The following is a 19,686-nucleotide window of genomic DNA, read 5'->3' as shown; positions in this document are numbered from 1 at the left end:
GAACGTTCCGTTCTAGTGCTAGAGTCGAGGACATGACAAGCTCCTCAGCGGGCCGGCGGCGACAGGCCGCGCGTAACGACGAAACGATCCTGGCCGCCGCGCGGGAGGTGTTCCTGGCCGACCCGAAGGCGCCCATCGCGGCCGTCGCCGAACGCGCCGGTGTCGGGATCAGCGCCCTCTACCGCCGCTACCCCGGTAAGGAGGACCTGCTGCGCACCCTGTGCCATGACGGGCTGCGCCAGTTCATCGCCGAGGCCGAGGACGCCGCGCGCCACCCCGACGACTGGACCGCGTTCACGACGTTCCTCCGGGCCGTGGTCGACGCCGACGTGCACTCGCTGACCGTGCACCTGGCCGGGACCTTCACCCCCAGCGAGCAGATGCACGCCGACGCCGTCGCGGCCTCCGGGCGGGCCACCGCGCTGTTCGACCGGGTTCGGCCCCACCTGCGCCCGGGCGTCACCGCGGCCGACATCACGATGGTGCTGGAGATGTGCGCCGCGGTGCGCCTGCCCGATCCCGGCCGCACGCGACAACTACGTCGCCGCTACCTCGCCGTGCTGCTCGACGGCTTCCAGGCTCACGGCGAGCCCCTCGGCTCGCCGCCGGCCGAGGGCGAGCTCAACTGGCGCTGGCAGCAGCGCTGAGCTTGTCGTTCAACCTCCGCGACGGCCAGTCCGCCTCATGACGGATCCGTGTCGGACGTGCCTGCCGTGCGAGTGGTGGCGGCAGCGCGTTGTCTTCCGAAAAGACATCTCTCGCGAACGATGTTCCTCACGCTGACTGAGTGACATAGTCGCAGCAGCACGACCGGTTCGTCGTCGTGGGACGGTGCACTGGGCCGAAGCGAGGCTGTCTCACGACGACGGGCCCGTCGTCTGGGACTACTCCGGCAACGGAGATGTGGTGGTCTCGATCGGCACGCTGGAGTGAGGCCGCGGACACCTGCCCCGCTCCCGGCGGAAAATCGGATGAGGTAGCGGCGGCCGCTTCGTATGATCAACCGCAGCGGTGGGCGGCTCCCCGCGATGCTTCCTTCTCACCTTCCTCCGACGAATTTAGCGTCACGACTCTCCGCCCACCGCTTACGCATGTCACGGGGGAGGTCGCAGCATGGATGCGCTGGCGGTGCTGTTGCTGCGCCGTACCGGCAAGGTCGCGGTCGCGGCGCACGGAGCCGGACCGGCCGACGGTGCCGCCTGGGTGGCCGCGCTCGAGGCCGATCTGGCCGAGCGCGGCTGGCTGCTGAGTGCCGACCTTCGGGCCGCGGCCACCCGGCTGCATTCCTCGGTACGGGTCCGGTGGGCCGACTGGCTGCTGGCCACCGTCGACGAGCTGGTCGGCGCTGATCGCTCGATGCTGCCGCTCTACCGGGCCTTTCCCGACACCCCGCACGATGTCGACGCCGTCTACGTCCGGCGGCTGCTCACCTACCTCTTCGCGGTGCCGGACGCGCCGTGTGTCCTTTGCGGCCGCGAGCAGGGCGGCGCGCCCCTGGACCCGTGCGGCCATCTGGTCTGCCCGAGCTGTTTCCCGCCGGAGCGGTTCAGTGCCTGCCCGATCTGCGGTCGCCGGCTGACCGTGGACTGCACCTATCTCCCCGTCGTCGAACCCGGGCTGGTCCGGCGACCCCCGCGGCGGGCCGGCGGTGACGGCAGCGCGGCACCGGCGGCGGACGAGGGCACGTCGGTCGCCGTCGAGGCGCCACCGCTGCCGATGCGGGTGGCCGGCCTCGAGACCGACGCGACGGGCGCCGCCGTGGCGCTGCGGGACGAACTCGTCGCCCGGCCCGGCGCGCTCGGCGAGTCCGACCGGGCCGACCTCAAGGTGCTGGTCGCCGCCACGGCGCCGGCCGGCCTCGACTGGCTTCCGGAGGTCGTGCCCGCACGCGAGACGCTGGCGCTGATCATTGCCGGAGCGCTGCGCGCCACCGCGCTCACCGCCGATTATCCGGAACTGGTCTCCGCCGCCCGGTTGCGGTGGCAGACCGCGACGGACGTCGCCCGGACGCTCTGGGCGTACTCGGGCGGGGATCCGGGGTTGATCCTGCCGCAGGCCGTGGACGAATCCCGGGCACCGGGGATGGCGTGGCGGCCGGCCGGCGAACCGGCCGTCACCGTGCCGGTCACCCGCGTCCGGGCGCTGCCCCGGCCGCTGCGGCGGGCGGTTCTGGAGTACCTGGACTCGTGCGGCGCGGTGGCGGCGGCCGAGGACATGCGGCGGCATCCGGCGGTCTGGAAGCGGTTGGGCGAGCGACTGCACCCGTACGAGCGGGTCGCCGCGCACCCGGGCGCCGCGGTCGCGTTCGCCGCGCTGCGGGGCAGCCGCACCGCCCGGACCGGCGCGCTGGGCCGGGCCATCGTGGCGGCGTGCGCCCGCCACCCGCGGCACCTGATCCTGACCGAGTACCCCGACGACACCGTCGCCGTCCGCGTCCGGACCCACGCCTGCCTGGTGGAGCAGGCCCTGAGCGACGGAGACGTCACCGGCGCCGCGCAGCTGCTCGGCCAGCGCCCGGGTGACCTGTGGCGCAGGCTGGACCACCTGCTACGTGCGGCGGGTGACGAGCCGTCGGCGTACGCGGCGATCGACGCGGCCCTGCGCCGGACCGCGGACCGGGTGGCACCCGGGGTGCTCGCCGCCGCGGCGGCCGCACTGACCGGCCGCGACAGCACGGTACGGGCGAGCGCCGCCCAGCTGGCGGCCACGGCGCAGGCGCGGGCCGCGGCGCGGGCCGTGCGGGCCGGCCGGGCCGCCCGCGACCCGGCGCGGACCGCGTCGTTCACGGTGAGCACCGACGGCACCGCCGAGCCGGGCCTCCGCCAGGGACTGCGCGACGCGCTGCGCACCGCCGCCCAGCGCCTGGGTGCCGGCCGTCCGGTCGAGGCCGTCCGGGAGGTGCTGCGGCAAGGTAGCGACGGGGCGGCGCCGGAAGAGGCGGTCCCGGACACCGCCGCCGTCGAAGTGCCGGGGGTCGTCGGTGGGCGGCCCGGTCCTGGGATGCCGCGGCGGGTCTTCTTCCCGCGCGGCAGCGTCGTGACCACTTGGACGGAGCCTGAGCGGCGCGGCCCACTGCCGGTCGCGGCGATCGGCACCGTGCGCAGCCTGGTCGACGGCGAACTGACCCGCCGGGCGGCCCGGCTGGACCGGTTCGACGTCGCCGTTCTGGACGCCGCTCTGGCCGAGGTGCCGGCGCCGATGCGCGAGCGGGCCGCGTCCGCCCAGCTCGCCGGATGGCCGCGCGGCAGTGTCCGGCAGCTTCCCGACGTCGAGGTGCTGCGGCTCTTCCTGCACTGGACGGACGCCGGCAGCACGCGGGTCGACCTCGACCTGTCCTGTGTGTTCTTCGACCGCGACTGGCAGCGGGTCGGACACTGCGACTACACCCGGCTGCGGTTCGCCGGCGACGCCGCCGTGCACTCCGGGGACCTGACGTCCGCGCCGGCGCCGCTCGGGGCGACGGAATTCCTCGACCTCAACCTCGCCCGCCTCACCGGGCGCGAGGCCCGCTACGCGGTGCCGCTGGTGCTCAGCTACAACGCGGTGCCGTTCGAGGCGCTGGAGGACGCGTTCGCCGGGGTCATGCTGCCGCTGGCCGACGGCGCGCAGTTCGACGCGGCGCGGGTGGCCCAGCGCTTCGACCTGAGGGGCAATGCCCGCATGTCGATGCCGATGGTGGTGGACCTCCGCGCCGGCCGGCTGCTCTGGACCGACCTGACCCTGACCGGCCGGGGCTACGGCCACAGCGTGGCCCGGCACGGCGATCAGCTGGCCCGGGCGGCGGCGGACCAATGGGAGTACTTCATGGGCGGCTCCCGTACGACGGTCTTCGACCTGCTGGCGTGGCAGTCCGCCGGCCGCGCGGACCGGATCTTCGTCGCCCACGCGGACGGCGGGTACTCCCAGGTGCCGGCCGAGGTGGCCGCGATCCGGGCGGCGGCGTACACCGGCACCGGCGACCTGCGGGAGCTGCCGGACCTGGCGGGCCGCACGGTCCTGGCCGGGGCGGTCGACGCGGAACGGCTCGACCGGCTGGTGCCATTCGCCACCGATCCGGCCTGGGCCGGATCGGTGGCACTTACGGTCACCGGCACGCCTGTCGCGCCGTGGACGGCCGTGCGCGCCGGTGACATCCTCGGCTCCCTGGTGCCCTGACCCGCACGCCATGGTGCGCCGAGGCCAGGGCATGGAGAGAGATGACCAAGCGGTGCTACTGGCCAAAGCCGACTAGGTTGGGGGAGTTCCGTGAGCGGCTTTACCGATGCGTGACCCGGCGGGCGGACGCCTAGTTCGAGCTGACCGAGGCGCTGCCTGGCCGCGCATACTCAGCTGTGTCTCGTCCGGCCCTTGCTCAGGACCTACGCCGGGCCTGGGAACGCCCGATGGCGCTGGAACGGCTCACCCCCGCCCGAGTACGGCGGGGGTTTCGGAACCTGCGCGCGGCCAGCACCTCACCAGCGCGTGCGCCTAAACCGAGCCAGCCAGGCCCTGGACGGCCGCCCGGCTCCCGCAACCGGCACGCCGCGACCCGCTACGACGTGGGCCTCCTACTGGTCACCGGCCAGGCACACCAGCGGCCCGCCTATCACAAGAAGGGCACCAAGCCCCGCCGAACTGGTTAAACGGCAAGCTGAGCCGCGCGGCCGGGCCCCTCTCAGCGTGTCCCTCCGTTCAGGCGGCGACGTCCGTCGTCGTCAGTACCCGACGGAGAAGTGCCGTTCCCCGGACGGCTGCTCCAGCTCGTCGAGCACCGCGACGGCGAGGTCCTCCGCCGAGATGCGCGACGAGCCGTCCGGGCCCACGACCAGAGCCGTGGCCCCGCGCCGGTAGCCACCGGTCCGGACACCGGGCTCCAACAGAGCCGGCGGGCTGAGGTAGGCCCAGTCGGCGGCGTGCGGGCGGCAGGCGTCCAGTTGCGCGATGCTGGCGGCGGCGATGGCGCGCCAGGCCGGCGGCACGTAGGCGGGGGCGTCGTACACCAACCCGCCGCCGGGCGCCAGCAGCGGCGCCGATCCGCCGATGAACAGAATCCGCGTCCCCGCCGCGGCCGCGGCGTCGAGCAGGGCCGTGGTGACGGCGGTGACGGCGTGCTCCGCACCGGGCGCCGGCCGGGTGGCGCCCACGACCGCATCGGCGGAGGTGAAGAGCCTGGTCATGAGTTCGACATCGGTGGCTTCACCGCGGACGGCGGCCACCTCGGGGGGCAGGGTCTCCGGCCGGAGGCCGCGCAGGACGGCGGTGACCCGGTGTCCCCGGCCGCCGGCCTCGGCGACGATGCGTGATCCGGCCATTCCGGCGGCTCCGACAACAACGATCTTCAACGGTTGGTCCTTACTCGAAGGGGTTGGAGAGTCAGGGAACGCGGGGTGAGCTGACCGGCGACGATCGCCGCGAGGGCGAGGGCGAAGCCGAGCAGCTCGACCGGGCCGAGCAACTGGTCGAGCAGCACCGCACCCAGCAGCGCGGCCACCATCGGCGACAGCAGGCCCAGCACGGCGACCGAGGTGACCGGCAGCGTGGTGATGCCGCGGAACCACAGGATGTAGGCGATCAGCCCACCGGGCAGGGCGAGCCAGAGGTAGCCGAGCGCGGCCTGGGCGTCGATCGCCGGCGGTGCGCCCTCCGCCAGCCACGTGACCGGGACCAGGAACAAGCCACCGGCAGCGAGCTGCCAGCCCGCGTACGCCGTCGGGCCGACGCCGGCCGGGCGTCCCCACCGTTTGGTCAGCGTCACGCCGAGCGCCATCGCGCTCGTGCCGGCGAGACCGGCCACGATTCCCACCGGGTCGAAAGCCGCCTCCGGACCGAGCACCACCAGGCCGACGCCGGCCACGCCCGCGGCCCCCCAGCCGAGACTCCAGGCCGACGGACGCTGGCGCAGCACCGTCACGGCCAGGAGCGCCACGAGCAACGGCTGCGCGGCGCCCAGCGTGGCGGCCACCCCGCCGGGCAGCCGTTCGGCGCTGATGAACAGCAGCGGCAGGAACACGCCGATGTTGAGCATGCCGAGCGCCGCGGCTTTCAGCCACCAGGTTCCGCGCGGGAGCGTACGGGTGAGGGCGATCGCGATCAGGCCGGCCGGCAGTGCCCGTAGCAGCGCCGCGAACAGCGGATGACCCGGCGGCAGCATCTCAGTGGTGACGACGTACGTCGTCCCCCACACCATGGGAGCCAGAGCGGTCACCGAGGTAACCAAGATCTTCATGCGTTTCAGCCTGGTCGCCGCGCAGCGATGAGTCCAACACATCGTTGTCACCTCAGCCATCGTGATTCACGATGGATCAATGGAACTTCAGCAGATGCGGTACGTGGTCGCCATCGCGGAGACGAACAGCTTCACCCGAGCCGCCGAACGGTGCCTCGTCGTGCAGTCCGCTCTCAGCCACCAGGTCGCCCGTCTGGAACGGGAACTCGGCACCCGGCTGTTCGAGCGCACCAGCCGGCAGGTCCGGCTGACTCTCGCGGGACAGGCCTTCCTGCCGGTGGCACAGCAGTGCCTCGACGCCGCCGAGCGCGCCGCCGCCGAGGTCGCCGCCGCCATCGGGGAGGTCCGCGGGCGGCTCGCCGTCGGCCTGATCCCCACCGTCGCGGCGGTCGACATCCCGCAAGCCCTGCACGCCTTCCACAAGAAGTACCCGCAGGTCCGAATCGGCCTGCGCGTCGGCAGCAGCGAGCAGCTCATCGAACTGGTCAAGGCGGGAACGGTCGACCTCGCGTTCCTCGGCCTTCCCGTGACATCCCGGCCCGAAGGCGTCGACAGCAGACAGCTGGCCCACGATCGGCTGGTCGCGGTCGTGGCCCCGGATCACCCGCTCGCCACGGAGACCGAGATCGACCTCGCCCGGCTGGCGGCCGAGGCGTTCGTGGACCTCCCCACCGGAACGGCCGGGCGCACCCAGTCCGATCTCGCCTTCGCCGCCGCCGGCGTACACCGAGAGGTCGCCTTCGAGGTCACCACGGTCGACATCCTGATGCTCCGGCTCATCCGGGAGAACCTCGCCGTCGCCCTGCTCGCCTCGATGTACACGCCGCACCTGACCGGAGTGGTCACCATCGACGTCCGGGACGCTCCCACCCGGATCGAGCACCTGATCTGGAACCGCTCCTCGCTCAGCCCGGCAGCGAAGGCGTTCCTCACCGAGCTGAACCTCTCCGTCGACGAGACCCGGCCCGCTTCTGCCACGCGAATCACGCCGTCGGCCGCGGGTCGTGCGTGATGCTCGGGCGCCTCGCGTGGTGAGATGGATCAGCGACGATGGCAGACGTTGATCGAGCAGCGCCTCGGTCCTCCACACCGGAACGGCTTCCGGGCCCGGTCATCGCGGCTTCGATCGATGAGAAGGAAGGTTCGTCCATGTCACGGGGACAGACATCACAGCGGGGCCGGCGCTCCACTCTCCGTCAAGGCCGTCTGCTGAGCTTGGTGGTCGCTGGAACCGTTGCCGCCGTGGTGGCCGGTGTGGCGGTGGCGACATCGGCCGGAGCGACTCCCGCACCCGCCGACAGCAGCGATGCCGCTTATGAGTCCGCCCCGCCGGCGGGTCTGCTCACCGCTCCGTCGTCCGTCGCGCAGCCGACACCGACGGCGACGGGAGCGCCTGATCCCGGCACGGCCGAGCAGGTCGCTCGGGTCAGGGCCGCGACCATCGCCCGGGCCGCGTCCGAGCCGAGCGGGGTGCCGGATCCGGGCAGCCTGCTGGAACCGGGCAGCGTGCCGGTGCCGGGCACCACGGAGTGAACCTGGCCTCACGGCTCGCCCGGCCAGGCGTGCCGGAGGAACCAGCACCAGACGTACGGTCACCCGCGACGGACGGACGGTGGGCCGGTGCGGCTGTTCCATGACGATGACGTGGTGGTCACCCTCGGCCTCCGATGCACGGCGGTGAACTTACCGGCGGCGGTCGCGATGTGCGAACCCGTCATCGAACGGCTCAGTCCCGTCGCGGGTAGCGCCGTACAGCAACCCGCGGGCCCCGGCGCCTGGCGGTTCGACTTCGCCTTCAGCCGGTACGTGGTGGACAGCCCGGTCAGGCGATCAACCGGTGCATCGACGGTCCCGCCGACCCGGCGAGCGGTCCCCGCAGCACCGGCGAGCTCGGTTGCACCGACCAGGACGCGGTCGCGGCCCGGCTGCACGTCGGCCTCGCCGCGACCGGGTTCGCCGCCGCGTTGGCCCAGGCGGTCGACGTGGCACAGCGCGCCGACGCCGTGCGGGCCTCGCTGCGGGATCCGCCGGCGGACGGCCCTCCTCCGTTCGGACGTGCGGTCGGCTGACTCGGAGGACACCAAGGGATTCGATCACCGCCTACCGTCTGACCGATGCGCGGACGTCGGAGATGGCACGGAGGCAGTCGTGCCTGGTGATCGCGACCCTGGACCGATCGACGACCAGCACACGGCGGCCGGCGAGCCCGGGCGGGCGACCCAGCCACCGCTGCCCGAGTCGGACGTGAGGCGGAAGCGGCGGGGCCGGCTGATGCCGGCCAGTACCGCGGCGGCCGCGATCCTGGCCGCGGGGTCGCTGATGTTCGCTGTTCACCAGACACCATCAGCGGGAGGAGGAGGGCCGGTATCCGCACAGCTACCGGCACCAGTCCCGGTGCGGGTGATTGCTCCGGTCGAGCCGGCCGGGCTCATCGTCCGGGACGGCGATCTCGTCGAGGCGAGCGGCACGGTCGAGGGTTGGGAGCTGTGCGCGCCGGCTCCGATCTTCGGCGATACCTGCCCGTACGGCGTCCGGGTGCTGGGCGTCTGGCCGACGGATGCCGCGACACTGCGCGGCCGGTGGCATTCGGGCGGGCTGTCCGACATCCAGCGCCTGCCGTACGCGCCGACGTCGGCCGGCATGCACCCGGATTCCGATCTGCCGGACACCCCGCCGTGCCCGGCGCCGGCCGCCGGTTGGCGGGACGGCGAGGACTGGGTCGACGGCCAGGTCCGCGAATATGTGCGCGCACATGCCGACCAGTTCGCAGAGCCGTTCGCGACGCACGTCGGAAACGCCCGCATCCTGGTGGTCGAAGTGGTGAGCGGCGACGTGGACCAGGCCCGGGCGGCGTTGACCGCCATCTACACCGACAACCTCTGCGTGGTCGCCGCGCCCGGCGGGCACAGCATCGCGGCTGAGGACAAGCTGCTGGCCACCACCGGCGAAGCGGTCGGAACGCTGATGAACGAGCCCGATTCGGGCATCTACTCGGCCGGTTCGGAGGACGGCAAGATGCGGGTGAACATGATCCAACTGACGCAGCCGCTGTACGACAAGTTCGCCGCGATCGGCCTCGACCACCTGATCCTCGACCCGTGGATCCGCCCGGCCGGCCGGTAGCTCGTCAGATGCGGCGGAGCGACACCGATGCGAGTGCGTGGCCGCGTCCGCAACGCCGAACGGTGGAGCCTTCATGCGCACCTTCGCCTGGCGATCATGGTCCGAAGCGCTCCGGCTCCCGCCCGTTCAGAGCAGCGGGACTGCCGACTCACAGGATGACCGTAGGGGTCGCGCGATCCATACGCTGACCGCCCCACCAGCACACGGAGCGCGCCTGGGAACCGCCGATCCGGTCCCGGCCCGTGTCCACCGGCAGCCGCCGCGCCCGCGGAGTTACGACATGGTGGATAACGGTGGAGGAAGCGTGACCAGCGAAGCTTTACCCGAGGCGGCCAAGGCCCGCCCACGAGCACGTCGCGTGGAGCCCTCGGACAGTGCTCTGAACCACGCCGCGAGAGCCGACCGGGCACTGCGCACGGTCGCTGTGGCGCTCGGCGTGCTGATCGCCGCGTACGTGAGCTTCCTGATGCCGTCCATAGAACTGCCCCTGAAGTCGGCCCACGCCGGCGTCGAAGGGCAGAGCGTCCTGCGGCGGTACGGGCCCGCTCTGGCGATGCTCACCTTGCTGCCGGTACTCGTCGCAGCCATGCCGGCCGCGCTGCCCGCCAAGGTCCGCGGTCCGGCCACGGCCGCCGCCGCGACGGGGTTCACCGCGTTCGCCTTCCTCTCCGGCAACCTCGGCCTGTACTACTTCCCCGTCGCGCTTCTCCTCTGGGCGGCCACCATCGTGCCCTCGCTGCTACGTCGTGGCATCGGCCGCGTCGCCGCCCGCTCATGGCGCCTCGCCGCCGCGGCGTTCATCGCCCTGCCCGCGCTACCGGCCGCGGCCGGGCTTTTCACCGGCGACTCCGGCATCGTCTGGGCCGCTGTGGCGCTGTGGGTGGTCGGGCCGATCGTTCTCGCGGCCCTGTGCGCGTCCGGCCTCCGGGCCGGCTACGCGGTGACCGCGCTGGCCGGCGCGTTGGTCATGATCGCCGCGTTGCTCGATCACGGCTTCTTGTTCGCCGCCTTCTGGCTGTTCGCGGCGGTGTTCCTCACGATCGGAGCCAGCGGCCTCACCGCGGCGTGGGCTCAGACCCGCGACGGAGCCGAATAGCCGCGGGCGGGCGAACGGTCCGCCGGGGGTCGCGCGCCATGAGTCCGCAGGCCGGCGGGCTGAGCCGGGAGCGCCTGTCCTGTTACGATCCCGCGCTGGCAAGATCACTTATTCTCAGCCCTTCGGCTGCGGTTCTTTCGAGGCGCCCATGAGCATCACCATCCCGTCCGGCCTGGTCCACAACGGCACCGGCATACCCGACCTCTGCTCGCGGCACGGCGAGCCGGCGTCGCTACGCAAGCCGGTCAAGTTCTGGTCCAAGCCGCCGACCTGGGCGTACTTCCTGATCCTCCTCGGCGCCCTGCCCTTCCTGATCGTGACTCTGGTGATGCGCAAGGAGGTGCAGGCACAGGCCTGGCCGTTCTGCCCGCAGTGCGAGAAGCTCCACCGGAACCGGCTGATCATCGGCATCTCCCTGATCGCCCTGCTGCCGCTCAGTTTCGTGCTCGCGAACGCTTTCAACGAGGTCGGCCCGCTGCTCATCCTGCTGGCGTTCGTGGCCGCCTTCGCCGGCATCATCCTCCAGAGCCGCGGCACCTATCGCGTGCTGCCGTGGGGCTTCGTGTCACAGGACGGCTCCGCTGTCGACTTCCCGAAGGCGCACCCGAATTTCGTCGCCGCCGCTCAGGCCGCCTACGCGCACGCCGCACAGCAGTACGCCGCATGGCAGGCGAGCCAGCACGCCGGATACGACGCCGGGCACCGGCCGGCCGGATAGCCCGCCGTGGAGGCCCCCTCGGTTGACGGGGGCCTCCACGGGCAGTGCCTACCGGCCGGTCGGCGTCGTGGTCAGCAGGAGAAACCACCGTCCACGTCGACCGTCGCGCCGGTGAGGTAGCGTCCGTCCGGCCCGGCCAGGAACGCGACGGCGGCCGCGATGTCGGCTGGTTGCGCGTAGTGGCCGAGCGCGGTCAGCCCGTTGATCGTGGCGGCGAGCGGCCCGTCCGACGGATTCATGTCGGTGTCGGTCGGGCCCGGGTTCACCAGGTTCACCGTGATGGCGCGCGGGCCGAGCTCACGGCCGAGCGCCTTCGTCAGGCCGATCAGGGCCGACTTGCTCATCGAGTACAGCGAGAAGCCGGGGAACGGCGACCGCTCGGCCACGTTGCTGCCGATGTTGATGATCCGCCCGCCGGCCGGCATGTGCCGCACGGCCGCCTGCGAGGCCACGAACGGCGCGCGGACGTTGACCGCCACGGTCTGCTCGAAGTCGTCCATCGTCAACTGTTCGACCGGGCCCGCCCGGAACGTGCCGGCGTTGTTGACCAGGATGTCCAATCGTCCCCACCGGCTCGCGACACCGTCGACCGCGGCGACGAGGGCCGCCGGGTCGCCGCTGTCCACCCGCACCGCCTCCGCCCGGCGGCCCTGCCGTCGAATCTGTTCGGCCACGGTCTCGGCCCGGTCCTTGTTCTCCTGGTACGTCAGAACCACGTCGGCGCCCTGTTCGGCCAGCCGCAGCGCGATCGCCGCCCCGATCCCCCGGCTACCGCCGGTGACCAGTGCCACCTTGTCCATCATCGTGTCGCTCATGTCCCCGAGCCTGCCGGGAACCGGCGCACCGGTCTGGCGGTCATCGGACGTCACGTTCGCGCGTCACGGCCGCGGGAGCGCGCCCGGATCGATGCGGGCCGTGGATCGATCACCGGCGTACGGTTTCCGGAATGAGTGATGAGGATCTACCGCGCATGGAGTTCGCGTTTCCAGGACCGTTGCGCGACCAGCTGGTCGCCGCGGTCCTGTCCGGCGCCAAGACGACGACGTCGGGGCTCCTTCTGGAGTACGAGCGTGACGACGAGAAGTTGCCCGAGGCCGGCGAGCGGCTCGTGGTGGTGGACTCCGGTGACCGGCCCGTCGGGGTGATCGAGTTGACCGAGGTGCGGGTGGTGCGGCTCGCCGACGTCGATCTGCGGCACGCGATCGACGAGGGCGAGGGCGACGAGACCGTGGCGCAGTGGCGGGCCGGACACGAGGAGTTCTGGCACGGCGCGGAGGTGCGGGCCGAACTCGGCGACCCTCATTTCACCGTCGACGACGACACCATGATCGTGACCAAGCGGTTCCGGCTCGTGAGCCGATGACCGGGGCGCCGCCGCAAGCGTAGGGTGCGGCGGCCGGGTACCGGGCGGGACCGGCCGGCGGAGTTCTCGCCCGCGGGGTGTCACATTCCTGGTGGCAGCGGTGCTTTCCTGGTGTGAAGCAACTGTTGACCGAGCGGGAGGACGCCGTGCCGGCCTCCGTGCGAGCCGACCTGGAACACATATTCCGGGCGGCCTACCCGAAAGTCGTGGGGGTGGCCGCCCGGGTCCTGGGATCACGGGACGAGGCCGAGGATGTGGCGCAGGAGACGTTCCTGGCGTTCGGCCGGACGAACGTGCCCGCCGGCGAGGCGATCGGCTGGCTCTGTGTGGCCGCCGCGCACACCGCCCTCAACCATCTGCGGTCCGGGCGGCGGCGGGCCGTCCGGGAGGAGGCCGCCGGCGGCGCCGGCGACGCGGTCGCGCCGGACGTGGCCGACGCGGTGGTCACCCGGGAAGAACATCGCCGGGTACGGGCAGCGCTGTCCCGTCTCCCCCGCAAACAGGCCGTGGCCCTGGTGCTGCGGCACAGCGGCCTGAGCTACGCCGAGGTCGCCGCCGCTCTCGACCTCTCCCCCGGCAGCGTCGGCACGACCGTGCGGCGCGCCGAATCCGCTCTACGCGAGGAGTTGAACCGTGGCCAGTCATCCGAGTGAGGGCCTGCTGCGCCGCCTGCTCGACGAGCCGGACGGCGTCGCCGACGTCGACCGTGACCATGTCGGCGCGTGCCCCGAGTGCCGGTCACGGATGGACGCGGCGTCGGCCGACGCGCTGCTGGTGGCGTCGGCGCTGCGGTGCGACGCCGACGTGGACGTCGACGCCGGGTGGCAGCGGCTGCGCGGTGCCCTGACCGAGCCGGCGCCGAAGGTCGCGACCAGGAAAAAGTTCACGCTGCGCAGCCCGGTGATCGCGGTGGTGGGGGTGATGGCGCTGCTCGGTGGGGCGTCGGCGGCCGCGGCCGGCGACTGGTTCCAGATCTTCCGGGCCGAGAAGATCGCGCCGGTCACCGTGGATCAGGCCGATCTGGTGCGCCTGCCCGACCTGTCGGCGTTCGGAACCCTGACGGTGGTGGAGAAGCCGAACCTCCGCCGGGTGGAGGACGCCCGGGAGGCCCGGGAGGTGACCGGACTGCCCAGTCCGCTGGTCGACGACCTGCCGCAGGGGGTGACCGGGGCGCCGCAGTTCACCGTCGGCGACCGCATCCGGGGCGTCTTCCGGTTCGACGCGGAAAAGGCCCGGCAGGCCACCGGCCAGGCGCTTCCGGCGCCGCCGGCCGGGATGGAGAACAGCGAGTTCAGTCTGACCGCCGGGCCCGGGATGGCCGCGGTCTGGCCGGAGGCACGGGGGGTGCCGGCCTTGATCGTCGGCCGGGTGGCGGCGCCGAAGGGCTTCTCCACGGGCATCCCGTTCGAGACGGCCCGCGACTATCTGCTGTCGCTGCCGGGCCTGCCGGCGGGCGTGGCCGATCAACTGCGGTCGTTCACGAAGGAACCGACCACGCTGCCGCTGATCGTGAAGTCGGGCACCGAGACCAGCTTCACCACCGACGTCAACGGGCTGCCGGCGACCGTGCTGGCCACCCGGGACGGCACTCTCGCCGCGGTGGTGTGGGTCGACAAGGGGTACGTGACCGGCGTCGGCGGCTCGCTCAGCACCGACGAGGTTCTCGAGGTCGCCCGGGCACTGCGGTGGAAGAAGTGACCGACTCCCCCGCCGTGTGGGCTTCCCACCTGCGTAAGCGCTACAAGAAGCGGGTGGCGGTCGACGGTGTCTCGTTCACCGTCGGCCGTGGGGAGGTGCTCGGGCTGCTCGGCCCCAACGGCGCCGGGAAGACCAGCGTCATCAAGATGATGCTCGGCCTGGTCCGCCCGGACGCCGGGGAGGTGATGCTGCTCGGGCGCCCGAACACCGACCCGAGATCGCGGGAACGTGTCGGGTACCTGCCGGAGCTGTTCCGCTATCAGCCCTGGCTGTCCGCGGATGAGGTGCTGGCGCTGCACGTACGCCTCGCGGGGGTGAAGATCTCCGGCTCGGACCGGCGGGAGAGCCTCGGCCTGGTGGGCCTCGCCGACCGGGCGAAGGACCGCGTCGGCGGGTTCTCCAAGGGCATGCAGCAGCGGCTGGGCCTGGCCGTGGCGCTGGTCGCCCGTCCCGAACTGGTGGTTCTCGACGAGCCGACCAGCGCACTGGACCCGCTCGGCCGCGCCGACGTGCGTGACCTGCTGCTGTCGCTCAAGGAGCGCGACGTCGCGGTGCTGCTGAACTCGCACCTGATCGGTGAGGTGGAGCGGGTCTGCGACCGGGTGGTGATCCTCGACCGGGGCCGGGTGGCCGCCGCCGGGACGTTGCCCGAGTTGCTGGGGCGCCGAGAGCTGCGGCTGGTGCTGACGAACGTCACCGCCGAGGCCGCGGCCCTGCTGGAGCCGTTCGCCCGTGAGGGCGACCACTACACGGTGACGCTGCCGGACGATGTGCCGGCTCTGATCGCCGATCTGGTGAAGCTGGGTGTGCGGGTGCACGCGGTGGAACCGGCCCGGGTCAGCCTCGAGGAGCGGCTGCTCGACATCCTGCGTACCCAGCCCGAGGAGCTTTGATGACCACGGTCGTGACCGTCGCCGCGCTGACCCTGCAGGAGGCGTCGCGCCGCCGGGTGCTGCGTTCGCTCGCCGTGCTGACCGCCGTCCTGCTGGCGCTCAGCGCCTGGGGATTCTCCGAGATCGACTCCGATTACGGTGGTCTGACCAGTGGCGAGGCCCGGATGGCCGGGTCGACCGTGCTGAACCTGGTGATGTTCGGATTCAGCCTGATCGCCGCGCTGGGCACCGCGTTCCTGGCCGGGCCGACGCTGTCCGGCGAGGTGGAGTCGGGCATCGCGCTGGCCATGATGACCCGTCCGGTCCGCCGGGCCGAGGTGCTGGTCGGCAAGTGGCTGGGGCTGGTCGGGTTCGGCGCCGGGTTCGTCACCGTCGCCGGGGTCGCCGAATTCCTGATCGTGCACCTCACCGTCGGCTACTGGCCGCCGCATCCGGTGACCGGGCTGATGCTGCTGGCCGCGCAGACGGCCGCGCTGATGACGCTGAGCCTGCTGTTCTCCACCGTGATCTCCCCGATGGCGTCCGGGATCATGGCGGTCGGCCTGTTCGGGGCGACCTGGATCGCCGGGGTCGTCGGGTCGGTCGGCGAGGCCCTCGACAATCCGAGCGTCGCCCTGGTCGGCACGGTCTCCCGGATGCTGCTGCCGACCGACGGGCTGTGGCGCGGGGCGATGAACTCGTTCCAGGACCCGGCGCTGCTCGCCCAGATCGGCTCCGGCATCGAGGAGTCGCCGTTCCTCAGCATGAACCCGCTGACCGGCGCCTACCTGCTGTGGGCGGCCGTGTGGACCGCCCTGGTGCTCGGGCTCGCGGCGCTGTCGTTCCAGCGCCGCGACCTGTGACGGCAGGTTCCGATCAGGAGCACACCCGGGAAAGCCGCTCGGGTACGGATGGGCAGGGCACGGCGCGGCGGTTTGGGTTCCGGTTCGTCACGGGGCAAGATCTGCAGGTGCTACCCGAGGAATTCGACACGTCCGTCCTGCCCGAGCGTCTCCGGCGCATTCTCATGGTGATCCGGGACGCGGCGGTGAAATACGGTTACGCGCCCTCCACCCGTGAGATCGCCGACGCCCTGGGCATGTCCTCCTCCACGGTCGGCCGTCACCTGCGCACCCTGGAGGACGCGGGCTTCCTGCGCCGCGGCCGCACGGTGGGCCGCCCGGTCGACATCCGCATGTTCCTGGAACCGTCCGGCGGCGCGGCCGAGCGCTCCGGCGAGACCGTGGGTGTGCCGCTGGTCGGCACGATCGCCGCCGGCGCCCCGATCCTCGCCGACGAGTCCGCTGAGGAGCTGCTGAACCTGCCTCGTGACCTGGTCGGGCGCGGCACCCTGTTCAGCCTGCGTGTGCGGGGCGACTCGATGGTGGACGCCGCGATCTGTGACGGTGACATCGTGGTGGTGCGCCAGCAGTCGGAGGCGTGGAACGGTGACATCGTCGCCGCGATGATCGACGAGGAGGCCACCGTGAAGGTGTTCCAGCGCCGCCACGGCCACGTGTTCCTGGAGCCGCGCAACCCCGCCTACGAGCCGATCCCCGGCGACGACGCGGTCATCCTGGGCAAGGTGGTCTCGGTCCTGCGCCGCGTGTGATCACACCGCTGTGATCACAGCGAGCCGCCGCGGGTCGTCCCGGCGATCGAAGATCCACTAATCTGCGGCGATGTTCCTCTTCACCCCCCGCTTCGCCATCCGGTACGCCTTCGGCGGAGAGATGCCGGAGATGCCGGAATTCGATCCGGAGCTGGCCCTCACCGACCCGATCCTGCGGGCGGTGCGGGAACAGGTCCGGGTCGGCAACTGGCGGGCCGGCAAGAAGGCGATCGAGGACGCCGACGCCGACTGGCCGGTGCGGCGAGTGCGCCTCAGCGTGCTCGCCGACGTGGCCGAGCAGGACGACATGTGGCTGCGTGCGTGGCTGGAGGCCGAACCCTCGGACCCGGACGCCGCGCTGATCGAGGCGATGGCGGTGCACGGGCGGGCCGGAACGGCACGGGGCGGCGCATCGGCCGCCGACACCTCCGAGGAACAGTTCGCCGAGTTCCACCGCCTCTCCGCCTCGGCCGCGCAACTCGCTCAGCGGGCGATCGACCTCGCCGGCCCGGCCGACCCGGTGCCGTTCGAGGTGATGCTGAGCACGATGTTCGGCTCCACCCGCGGCTCGTTCGAGCGGGTCTTCGCCGAGGGGCGGCGACGCGACCCGCACAACCTGCACCTGCACTTGCAGGCCCTCACTCTCCGCTGCGAGAAGTGGTACGGCTCGCACGAGGAGATGTTCACGATCGCTCGCGACGTGGCGATGGCGGCGCCGCCGGGACACCGCTCGGTGCTGCTGCCACTGACCGCGCACTTCGAGTACGCGTTGCGGGAGTTCGCCTGGGGCGCGTTCCACCGCAAGCAGCTGACACAGACCCGCAAGTACTTCCTCCGGCCGGAGGTGCGCCAGGAACTCGAGCAGTGCATCGTGAAGTTTCGGGCCGGCCCGCACGGCGCCGCGCCGCTCGGCATCGTGCTGGACTGGATGGCGACCTACTACTGCCTGACCCAGCAGCGCGCCCAGGCGAAAGCCGTCTTCGACGAGCTCGGCCAGCACGTCACGGCGGGCGTGCAGTGGGGTTGGTTCTGGGGCAGCGGCGAGGAGCACGCCTACTTCAAGAACTGGCTCTGGGCGAACGGGCGGCCGCCGGGGCCGGGCGTGCGCTGACCCGGGCCGCCGGCGTCCCGCGGGGGGACGCCGGCGGTCGCCTCATGAGAAGTCCGGGGCCGGTCCCAGGGTGTTGAGGGCGCTCACCACGGTCCGTTCCTCGTACTGGAAATGCTCCTCCAACCTGGTGGCCAGGTCCTCCAGATCGGACCGCAGCCGGGCGAGGTCGGTGCGGCCCGGCTCGTACGAGTCGACGAGGGCCCGCAACCGCTCCTGCAGCCGGGCGACCACCACGTGCTCCTCGGCGAGCCGTTCGAGAACCGGCGCCAGCCCGGGGAACCGGTGCGCCAGCATCGGGAAGCCGCCACGGTCCTCGCCGGTGTGGTGCAGCTTCAGCGCGGCACAGAACTCCAGGCAGTGGGTGCGCATCTCGTGGCCGAGGCCGGGCCGGCCGGCGTGCAGCGGCTCGTCGCCGCCGGCGATCAGGTCGTCGACCTGCCGGCGCAGCCCGGCCAGTTCGGCGCGCAGCCAGTCGTGCGCCTCCACCAGGAAGTCGCCGAGGCCACGCGCCCACGCCGCCCGGCCGTCGTCGATGCGGGTCAGCGTGACGACCGGGATCCGGCGGGTGGTCTTGTCCTGGTAGTCGCCGAACCCCGGTTCGAGGGCCACCACCCGCGCGAACAGGGCGTCACGGTCGGCGCCGTCCGGCGCCGCGGCGACCGCCTGGTACGTCTCGGTGCCCGTCTCGACGGTGACCACCGGGTTGCGGCGGATGTTGTGGAACCAGTCCGGGTGCTTGTCGGCGCCCATCGCGGACGCCACCACCACCGGCGTCCCGTCGATCACCAGCACACCCAGCGGGCTGGTGCGTTCCTTGCCGGTACGAGCGCCGATGGTCGTCAGCAGCACCAGGTCGGCGCCGGAGAACGGGCCGCCCACCCGGCCCTCGTTGGCGCGGAACTCTTCGATCACGTGGCGCTGGAAGGCGTTGAAGTCGAATCCTGCGTCGGTCATGCGTACCTTTCGTCCGGTCGAGAGGACCGGAGGCGGGACCACACCGAGAAGGAGACAGGCAGAGCGAACCGTATCCGGAGGACGCCACCATGCACCGCCGGGCGGGCGGTGAGAAAGAACAGGCATGGGGCGGGGCAAGAGACGGAAACTGCGCCGGTCTCTCAATGGCGAAGCCACTACCTCCGGTGTAGGCCCATACGGGGCACGCCGTACACCGTACTCACTCAATGCCGCGAAGGCAACGCCCGGATCGTCCGCAGCAACAACGCCGGGAGGACGAGCTCGCCCTCAGCGGTCCGGGCGTGGATGGTGGTCTCGGTGACGCCGGTGCTCGTCCAGTCGGGTCCGGCGAAACTGGCCCGCAGGTAATCCGCGGTCAGGCCCCAGCCGTGCCCGGCCGCCGCCGAGAACGCCAGCACGACGAGGGTCGCGCCGGGGGCGGCAGCGCCAGATATCTCTCCGCGCCGCCGTGACGGTGCAGGTTGTGCAGCAGACCCGAGTCGAACAGCGCGTCGAACGGCTCCAGCGACAGCTCGGTGGCGTCACGGGCCTGGAAGTCGACGGACAGGCCGGCGGCCGCGGCCTTGGTGCGCGCCCGCTCGATCGCGACCTCTCATCGTCACGGCTCTTCGATGCCGCTGATCCGGTATTTGCGCACGTCGGCCTCGCGGATCGGCGGGGTCTCCAGGTCCGGCCCGGCCGAGGCACGGAAGCGATGCAGGTCGTCGTCGGACTCCCAGCGCTCGTACACGTTGATCCGCGAGGGGTCGATCGGGTCCGCGGCCTGCACGAAGTCGTGGCAGCCGCCGGCCTGGCGGGCGGTCCGCGCCACGCCGGCGACCGCGTCGAGATAGCGGTCGCGGTCGGCGGGTTCCACATGGAGTGATCCGGCGACGATGATCAAGAGCCCTCTCCCCGTTCGATTTCCGCTTTG

General features: G+C 72.1%; 20 protein-coding genes and 1 pseudogene. 15 read left to right on the top strand and 6 right to left on the bottom strand.

What is annotated here, in order from left to right; translation table 11 throughout:
• The first annotated feature begins 32 nt into the window (after positions 1 to 32).
• The 3 genes and pseudogenes from QLQ12_RS34525 to QLQ12_RS34515 all read left to right on the top strand — a co-directional run.
• On the top strand, positions 33 to 647 hold the full coding sequence (locus QLQ12_RS34525) for a TetR/AcrR family transcriptional regulator (RefSeq protein WP_282764961.1): 615 nt from the start codon (positions 33 to 35) through the stop codon (positions 645 to 647).
• A gap of 466 nt (positions 648 to 1,113) precedes the next feature.
• Positions 1,114 to 4,155 (top strand): MXAN_6230/SCO0854 family RING domain-containing protein, encoded by a 3,042-nt coding sequence (locus tag QLQ12_RS34520; protein WP_282764960.1) that lies wholly within the window; start codon positions 1,114 to 1,116, stop codon positions 4,153 to 4,155.
• Between the two features lie 156 nt (positions 4,156 to 4,311).
• Positions 4,312 to 4,622: pseudogene (locus QLQ12_RS34515) on the top strand (NF041680 family putative transposase); the annotation flags it as partial.
• 72 nt (positions 4,623 to 4,694) lie between these two features.
• Here QLQ12_RS34515 and QLQ12_RS34510 read toward each other — a convergent pair.
• Together QLQ12_RS34510 and QLQ12_RS34505 are read right to left on the bottom strand one after the other, a co-directional pair.
• Entirely contained in the window at positions 4,695 to 5,321 is a 627-nt protein-coding gene (locus QLQ12_RS34510) for an NAD(P)-dependent oxidoreductase (RefSeq protein ID WP_282764959.1), read from the bottom strand.
• Positions 5,318 to 6,205 carry an EamA family transporter gene (locus tag QLQ12_RS34505; RefSeq protein ID WP_282764958.1) on the bottom strand — a complete coding sequence of 296 codons (888 nt, stop codon included), beginning with the start codon at positions 6,203 to 6,205 and terminating at the stop codon, positions 5,318 to 5,320. Before QLQ12_RS34505 ends, QLQ12_RS34510 begins: the two co-directional genes overlap by 4 nt.
• A gap of 79 nt (positions 6,206 to 6,284) precedes the next feature.
• On the opposite strand from QLQ12_RS34505, the gene QLQ12_RS34500 reads away from it, so the two are divergent.
• From QLQ12_RS34500 to QLQ12_RS34480, 5 genes are all read left to right on the top strand, one after another.
• Entirely contained in the window at positions 6,285 to 7,217 is a 933-nt protein-coding gene (locus tag QLQ12_RS34500; protein WP_282764957.1) for a LysR family transcriptional regulator, read from the top strand.
• Between the two features lie 206 nt (positions 7,218 to 7,423).
• Positions 7,424 to 7,738 carry a hypothetical protein gene (locus QLQ12_RS34495; protein ID WP_282764956.1) on the top strand — a complete coding sequence of 105 codons (315 nt, stop codon included), beginning with the start codon at positions 7,424 to 7,426 and terminating at the stop codon, positions 7,736 to 7,738.
• Between the two features lie 861 nt (positions 7,739 to 8,599).
• Complete coding sequence (locus QLQ12_RS34490) at positions 8,600 to 9,328, top strand: hypothetical protein (protein ID WP_282764955.1); 729 nt, start codon at positions 8,600 to 8,602, stop codon at positions 9,326 to 9,328.
• Positions 9,329 to 9,632: 304 nt separating this feature from the next.
• Entirely contained in the window at positions 9,633 to 10,424 is a 792-nt protein-coding gene (locus QLQ12_RS34485; RefSeq protein ID WP_282764954.1) for a hypothetical protein, read from the top strand.
• Between the two features lie 148 nt (positions 10,425 to 10,572).
• Positions 10,573 to 11,142 (top strand): hypothetical protein, encoded by a 570-nt coding sequence (locus tag QLQ12_RS34480; protein ID WP_282764952.1) that lies wholly within the window; start codon positions 10,573 to 10,575, stop codon positions 11,140 to 11,142.
• Between the two features lie 71 nt (positions 11,143 to 11,213).
• Here QLQ12_RS34480 and QLQ12_RS34475 read toward each other — a convergent pair whose 3' ends face one another.
• Positions 11,214 to 11,957, bottom strand: coding sequence for an SDR family NAD(P)-dependent oxidoreductase (locus QLQ12_RS34475; RefSeq protein WP_282764950.1), 744 nt, complete (start codon positions 11,955 to 11,957; stop codon positions 11,214 to 11,216).
• 131 nt (positions 11,958 to 12,088) lie between these two features.
• Here QLQ12_RS34475 and QLQ12_RS34470 point away from each other — a divergent pair, with 131 nt between their 5' ends.
• The 7 genes from QLQ12_RS34470 to QLQ12_RS34440 all read left to right on the top strand — a co-directional run bounded on the left by QLQ12_RS34470 (position 12,089) and on the right by QLQ12_RS34440 (position 17,798).
• Positions 12,089 to 12,505, top strand: coding sequence for an ASCH domain-containing protein (locus QLQ12_RS34470; protein ID WP_282764948.1), 417 nt, complete (start codon positions 12,089 to 12,091; stop codon positions 12,503 to 12,505).
• 113 nt (positions 12,506 to 12,618) lie between these two features.
• Positions 12,619 to 13,158 (top strand): sigma-70 family RNA polymerase sigma factor, encoded by a 540-nt coding sequence (locus tag QLQ12_RS34465; RefSeq protein ID WP_282764947.1) that lies wholly within the window; start codon positions 12,619 to 12,621, stop codon positions 13,156 to 13,158.
• Positions 13,139 to 14,203: a hypothetical protein gene (locus QLQ12_RS34460; protein WP_282764946.1), complete on the top strand. Its 1,065-nt coding sequence runs from the start codon at positions 13,139 to 13,141 to the stop codon at positions 14,201 to 14,203. Before QLQ12_RS34465 ends, QLQ12_RS34460 begins: the two co-directional genes overlap by 20 nt.
• Positions 14,200 to 15,096: an ABC transporter ATP-binding protein gene (locus tag QLQ12_RS34455; RefSeq protein ID WP_282764945.1), complete on the top strand. Its 897-nt coding sequence runs from the start codon at positions 14,200 to 14,202 to the stop codon at positions 15,094 to 15,096. Before QLQ12_RS34460 ends, QLQ12_RS34455 begins: the two co-directional genes overlap by 4 nt.
• Positions 15,096 to 15,938: an ABC transporter permease gene (locus tag QLQ12_RS34450; protein WP_282764944.1), complete on the top strand. Its 843-nt coding sequence runs from the start codon at positions 15,096 to 15,098 to the stop codon at positions 15,936 to 15,938. The genes QLQ12_RS34455 and QLQ12_RS34450 overlap by 1 nt, the downstream gene beginning before the upstream one ends.
• A gap of 107 nt (positions 15,939 to 16,045) precedes the next feature.
• On the top strand, positions 16,046 to 16,687 hold the full coding sequence (gene lexA, locus QLQ12_RS34445; RefSeq protein WP_456049093.1) for a transcriptional repressor LexA: 642 nt from the start codon (positions 16,046 to 16,048) through the stop codon (positions 16,685 to 16,687).
• A 70-nt stretch (positions 16,688 to 16,757) separates the two neighbouring features.
• Positions 16,758 to 17,798, top strand: a complete 1,041-nt coding sequence (locus QLQ12_RS34440; RefSeq protein WP_282764943.1) for a hypothetical protein — start codon at positions 16,758 to 16,760, stop codon at positions 17,796 to 17,798.
• 42 nt (positions 17,799 to 17,840) lie between these two features.
• Here the strand turns inward: QLQ12_RS34440 and QLQ12_RS34435 are convergent, their stop codons facing one another.
• The 3 genes from QLQ12_RS34435 to QLQ12_RS34425 form a co-directional block, all read right to left on the bottom strand.
• The gene (locus QLQ12_RS34435) at positions 17,841 to 18,752 is read right to left on the bottom strand and encodes a nitroreductase/quinone reductase family protein (RefSeq protein WP_282764941.1); all 912 of its coding nucleotides are present in this window, start codon (positions 18,750 to 18,752) and stop codon (positions 17,841 to 17,843) included.
• Positions 18,753 to 18,976: 224 nt separating this feature from the next.
• Positions 18,977 to 19,171, bottom strand: coding sequence for a hypothetical protein (locus tag QLQ12_RS34430; protein ID WP_282764940.1), 195 nt, complete (start codon positions 19,169 to 19,171; stop codon positions 18,977 to 18,979).
• A gap of 200 nt (positions 19,172 to 19,371) precedes the next feature.
• Complete coding sequence (locus QLQ12_RS34425) at positions 19,372 to 19,656, bottom strand: putative quinol monooxygenase (protein WP_282764939.1); 285 nt, start codon at positions 19,654 to 19,656, stop codon at positions 19,372 to 19,374.
• Positions 19,657 to 19,686 lie beyond the last annotated feature (30 nt).

This window comes from Actinoplanes sandaracinus, assembly GCF_030009775.1.
In the GTDB taxonomy this organism is placed as follows: domain Bacteria; phylum Actinomycetota; class Actinomycetes; order Mycobacteriales; family Micromonosporaceae; genus Actinoplanes; species Actinoplanes sandaracinus.
This window is presented reverse-complemented; position numbering and strand designations above follow the sequence as displayed.